4 protein-coding genes are annotated in these 4,600 nt (G+C 71.8%); 2 read left to right on the top strand and 2 right to left on the bottom strand.

Going from position 1 to position 4,600, the window contains the following annotated elements; genetic code table 11:
• Nucleotides 1-38 precede the first annotated feature (38 nt).
• Together ACFCY7_RS39860 and ACFCY7_RS39855 are read right to left on the bottom strand one after the other, a co-directional pair.
• Nucleotides 39-2,459, bottom strand: coding sequence for a PQQ-binding-like beta-propeller repeat protein (locus ACFCY7_RS39860; RefSeq protein ID WP_376490974.1), 2,421 nt, complete (start codon nt 2,457-2,459; stop codon nt 39-41).
• A 127-nt stretch (nt 2,460-2,586) separates the two neighbouring features.
• The gene (locus ACFCY7_RS39855) at nt 2,587-3,390 is read right to left on the bottom strand and encodes a VOC family protein (protein WP_376490973.1); all 804 of its coding nucleotides are present in this window, start codon (nt 3,388-3,390) and stop codon (nt 2,587-2,589) included.
• A gap of 327 nt (nt 3,391-3,717) precedes the next feature.
• On the opposite strand from ACFCY7_RS39855, the gene ACFCY7_RS39850 reads away from it, so the two are divergent.
• Together ACFCY7_RS39850 and ACFCY7_RS39845 are read left to right on the top strand one after the other, a co-directional pair.
• Entirely contained in the window at nt 3,718-4,365 is a 648-nt protein-coding gene (locus ACFCY7_RS39850; protein ID WP_017241026.1) for a TetR family transcriptional regulator, read from the top strand.
• Nucleotides 4,281-4,600 (top strand): cation:proton antiporter (locus ACFCY7_RS39845; RefSeq protein WP_376490975.1); only part of this gene is annotated, 320 nt, incomplete at its 3' end. The genes ACFCY7_RS39850 and ACFCY7_RS39845, both read left to right, overlap by 85 nt.

Genomic DNA, 4,600 nt, shown 5'->3' with positions numbered 1-4,600 from the left:
GGGCTAGAGACCTGCGGCGGCGGGTTCCCCCGACCGTCCTAGCGCGCGCCGGACCCCCGGCCCGTCGCCGTGCCCTTGACCGCGTCGAGCGCGTACACGCAGCGGTCCTTGCTGCACGCGTACACGACGCCGCCCCGCACCACCGGCGAGCCGGTGATCTCGCCGCCGGTGGCGAGCTTCCAGCGGAGCTGCCCGCCGTTCGCGTCCAGGGTGTAGAGCACGTGGTCGGCCGAACCGAAGTGCACCCGGCCGTCGGCGACGACCGGCGAGCCGACCAGTTCGCCGCCCGCCGCGAACCGCCACCGGGGAGTGCCGGTGACCGCGTCGAGCGTGTACAGCGCGCTGCCGCTGCCGACGTGCACACTGCCGTCGGCGACCAGCACCGGCTCGGCCGACTGGCGCGGCTCGGTCGCGATCCGCCAGCGGTCCTGGCCGGTGGTGGCGTCGAGCGCGTACACCGTGCCGAGGTGGTCGGAGAGGTACACCCCGCCGCCCGTGACCGCCGGTCCCGGCGCGAACGCCGGCGGCGACAGGAACACGGCCGGCGCCTCGAAGTGCCAGCGGACGTGCCCGCCGGCGATGTCGATCGACAGCACCCGGGTGCCGGCGGAGACGTACACGCAGCCGTCCTCGGCCGGGGCCACCCGCACGGGCACGTTGGCACAGGAGGCGGCGTCGCCGATCGGGTACGACCAGCGCTCCACCCCCGTACGGGCGTCGAGGGCCTGGAGCCGCGCGTCCCGCCACACGTACACGGTGTCGCCGTGCACGGCGGGCCCCGCCTCCGGGGTCTCGAAGTCCGTCTGGGCGCCGGTGATCTCCCACAGCTTGGCGCCGTTGGAGGCCTCCCAGCCCTGCACCCCGCCACCGCGCGTCCCGGTGACGACCGTGCCCCGGTCGACCTTGAGCGAGTACACCCAGGCGTCCGTGTGCAGCCGCCAGCGCTCACTGCCGTCGGTGGCGTCCAGCGCGTACAGCGTCGGACCGTCCGAGGCGTGGATGCGGCCCGAGGAGACCGCCATCGACCAGGCCACGTCCCGCGTCTTGAACTGGCGCCGGCCGCTCCCCGTGTCCAGGGCGTGCACCTCGAACGAGGTCACGTACAGCAGGTCGCCGTCGACGACCGGCGTCCCCCACACGTCGTTCGACATGCGGAAGCGCCACGGCCGCCAGTGACCGGGCTCCGGCGGCGGCTGCGGGGCCGCCGTCTGGTCCGTGCCCTGCGCCGGGACGTTCAGCGGACGCGAACCGGGCGCCGGTCCCGGCTCCGCACCGTGCGGACCGCCGCCGGGCGGACGGATCCAGCCCGTCGCCGGGCCCCCGTCGGCGCTGAGGCCGACGGCGAGCGCCGCCCGGGTGTCGGCGACCCGGGGACCCGGGCCGATCGGCACCGTCGCTCCCCCGAGACGCACGGGACCGCCCGTGCTCTCCGCGGGGCCCGCGTGCCGGCCGCCGGGGCCGCCCACGGGCGCGGGATGCCGGCCGCCCGCGGGCGCCCGGTCCGGGAACCGCGGGTCCGCGAACCCCTCCGGCGGGTCCGCAGGAACCGGCGGCACCGGCGTGCGGCCGCCGCCCCGGCGCCGCTCGATCATGGCGGTGGCGCTGTGCGGCAGCCACGCCGACGCCGTGCCGCTGTCGTCGCTGCCCGGCCCGAAGAGGTGCGGGGCCAGCTGCGCCTGGAGGTCCGCCGGGGACGGCCGCCGGGTCACGTCCATCTGCATGCAGGAGTCGATGAGCGGCCGCAGCTCGTCGGGCAGACCGGCCAGGTCGGGGCCTTCGCGGAGCAGCATGAACACGGTCTCGACCGGGTTGGCGCCGTGGTACGGCGCGTGGCCGGTGGCCGCGAAGACCAGCATCGAGCCCAGCGAGAAGATGTCGCTCGCGCCGGTGACGCTGCGCGAGTCGCGGGCCTGCTCGGGCGACATGTAGGCGGGGGTTCCGACGGCGACGTTGGTCATCGTCAGCCGCGTGTTGGACACCCCCGACGCGATGCCGAAGTCGATCACCCGCGGGCCGTCCTCCACGACGAGGACGTTCGACGGCTTCAGGTCGCGGTGCACGAGCCCCGCGCCGTGGATGGACTGCAGGGCCTCCGCGACACCGGCCGCCAGCCACCGCACCGCCTGGGCCGGCAGCGGCCCGCACTCGTTCACTATTTCCTCGAGCGAGGGCGCCGGCACGTACGCCGTGGCCAGCCACGGCACCGCCGCCCGCGGGTCCGCGTCGACGACGGCCGCCGTGTAGAAGCCGGAGACCGCCCGCGCCGCCTCCACCTCCCGGGTGAAGCGGACCCGGAACAGCTGGTCCTCCGCGAGCTCCGTGCGCACGGTCTTGATCGCCACGCGCCGCCCCGAGGCCGACCGCGCCAGATAGACCAGGCCCATGCCACCCGCGCCGAGCCGGCCCAGCACTTCGAAGGGCCCGATACGTCTCGGGTCGTGCTGCGTCAGCTGTTCCACTTGCCTGCCACCTCCCCGTACGGGCCATGAGGGTACGGCCCCGTGGCCCTGATTCTTCCTGTCCGAGGGCCCGGTTGCGAACCCGGGGGCGGATCGGGGTGTCACAGGTCATATCGGCGGCGAGCGGTCAGGGTGTGGTGGGGGGTTCTTCCGGGGGTTTGGGCTCGGAGAGGACGGCGAAGCGGGCGCCTTGGTTGTCGTGGAGGACGGCGATGCGGCCGTGGGGGGTGTCGAAGGGCGGGGTGGCGACGCGGCCGCCGAGGCGTTCGGTGGTGGCGCAGGCGTCGTCGCAGTCGTGGACGGCGAAGTAGACGAGGACGTGGCCGGGCATCTCGGCGGGGAAGTCGTCGGTGATGACGGCGCGGCCGCCGAAGGCGGTGTCGTCGCCGGGGCGGGAGCCGGGGGGCGACCAGACGCGGTAGTCGAAGGAGGCGTCGCGGCCTTCCTCGGCGGCGTCGGCCTGGCGGCCGAGGTAGCCGAAGACGGTGGCGTAGAAGGTGTCGACGGCGTCGGGGCGGCGCGTGTACACCTCCATCCAGCAGAAGGCGCCCGGTTCGTTGGTGGCGGCGAAGCCGTCGTCGTCGCCGGCCTGGCGGAGGCCGAAGACGGCGCCGCCGGGGTCGGCGGCGAGGGCGAGGACGCCGAAGGGGCCGACGGGGTAGGGCTCCATGACCATCTGGCCGCCGGCGGCCTTGATGCGGGTGGCGAGGGTGCCGGCGTCCTGGGTGGCGAGGTAGAGGGTCCAGGTGGTGGGCATGCGGCCGTCCCGTTTGGGGACGAGTCCGGCGACGGGGCGCCCGTCGAGGAGGGCCTCGTCGCGGTCGGGGTCGAAGGTCCAGCCGAAGAGCTCGCCGTAGAAGCGCTTGCCCGCTTCCAGGTCGGGGAGCTGTGCGTCCACCCAGCTGGGGGTGCCCTCAATGCGTACGGCCATGGCTCCACGCTAGGACGGCGGGGGCGGCCCCGCACGGCCCGCGCGGCCCGGTACGGGCGGGAGGGGGTGTTCAGGGGGCCTTTACGGGCCTGCGACCCTTGGGGTGACTGGGTTGTCCACCGAAGTTGTCCACAGGCTGTTCATAAGCCTATTCGGGTGCGGGGATCCCCCGGCCCGCTCGAGAACGCCCGCAACCTGGCTTGAACCCGCTCCCGCGCCCGAGCCCGCGCACCCGCGCCCACCTCGCAGAACGCCCTCGGAGCAGGGTCGCACCCCATTTGCAGTCGGCCGAATCGCGCGCCGATCACCCCTCGGTAAGCTGACGGCATGACAGGACAAGTACGCACCGTCGACGGCCGCGTGGCCGGACGACGCGGCCAGGCGACGCGGCAGAAGCTGCTCGACTGCCTCGGTGAGATGCTCAGCTCCTCGCCCTACCGGGACGTCAAGGTCATCGATGTGGCCCGGAAGGCGGGTACTTCACCCGCGACGTTCTATCAGTACTTCCCGGACGTCGAGGGAGCGGTCCTCGAGATCGCGGAGGAAATGGCCAAGGAGGGCGCCGGATTGACCGAGCTGGTCTCCGGCCGCTCGTGGGTCGGCAAGGCCGGCTGGCAGACCTCCGAGGAACTCGTCGAAGGCTTCCTGGACTTCTGGCGGAAGCACGACGCGATCCTGCGGGTCGTGGACCTCGGTGCGGCCGAGGGGGACAAGCGGTTCTACAAGATCCGCATGAAGATCCTGAACTCGGTCACCAACTCCCTCACGGACGCGGTGAAGGAGCTCCAGGCCAAGGGCAAGGTCGACAAGGACGTCAACCCCGCCGCCATGGCCGGCTCCCTGGTGGCGATGCTGGCCTCGGTCGCCGGCCACCAGAAGGGCTTCCAGACCTGGGGCGTGAAGCAGGCCGAACTCAAGCCCAATCTCGCCCTGTTGGTGCATCTGGGCATCACCGGCAAGAAGCCGACCAGATAGCCCCGTCCGCCCCTTCACCCGTCCCGCTTCGTGTAACAGAAGCGTTAATTAGCGCGGCTCTTATTATTTGCTTCTCTTTTTCTTATTACAGTGAAATGATGGGAATTGCAGGCATTATTGGAGCATTTGCAGCAGGAATTGCTATTTCTCAAACAGAGTATAAGCATGAAGTGGAACATAAAATTGAACCGATTGCTTATGCAATATTTGTTCCAGTATTCTTCGTAAGTATCGG

It is taken from the genome of Streptomyces sp. NPDC056361, assembly GCF_042262805.1.
Classification (GTDB): Bacteria; Actinomycetota; Actinomycetes; order Streptomycetales; family Streptomycetaceae; genus Streptomyces.
This window is presented reverse-complemented; position numbering and strand designations above follow the sequence as displayed.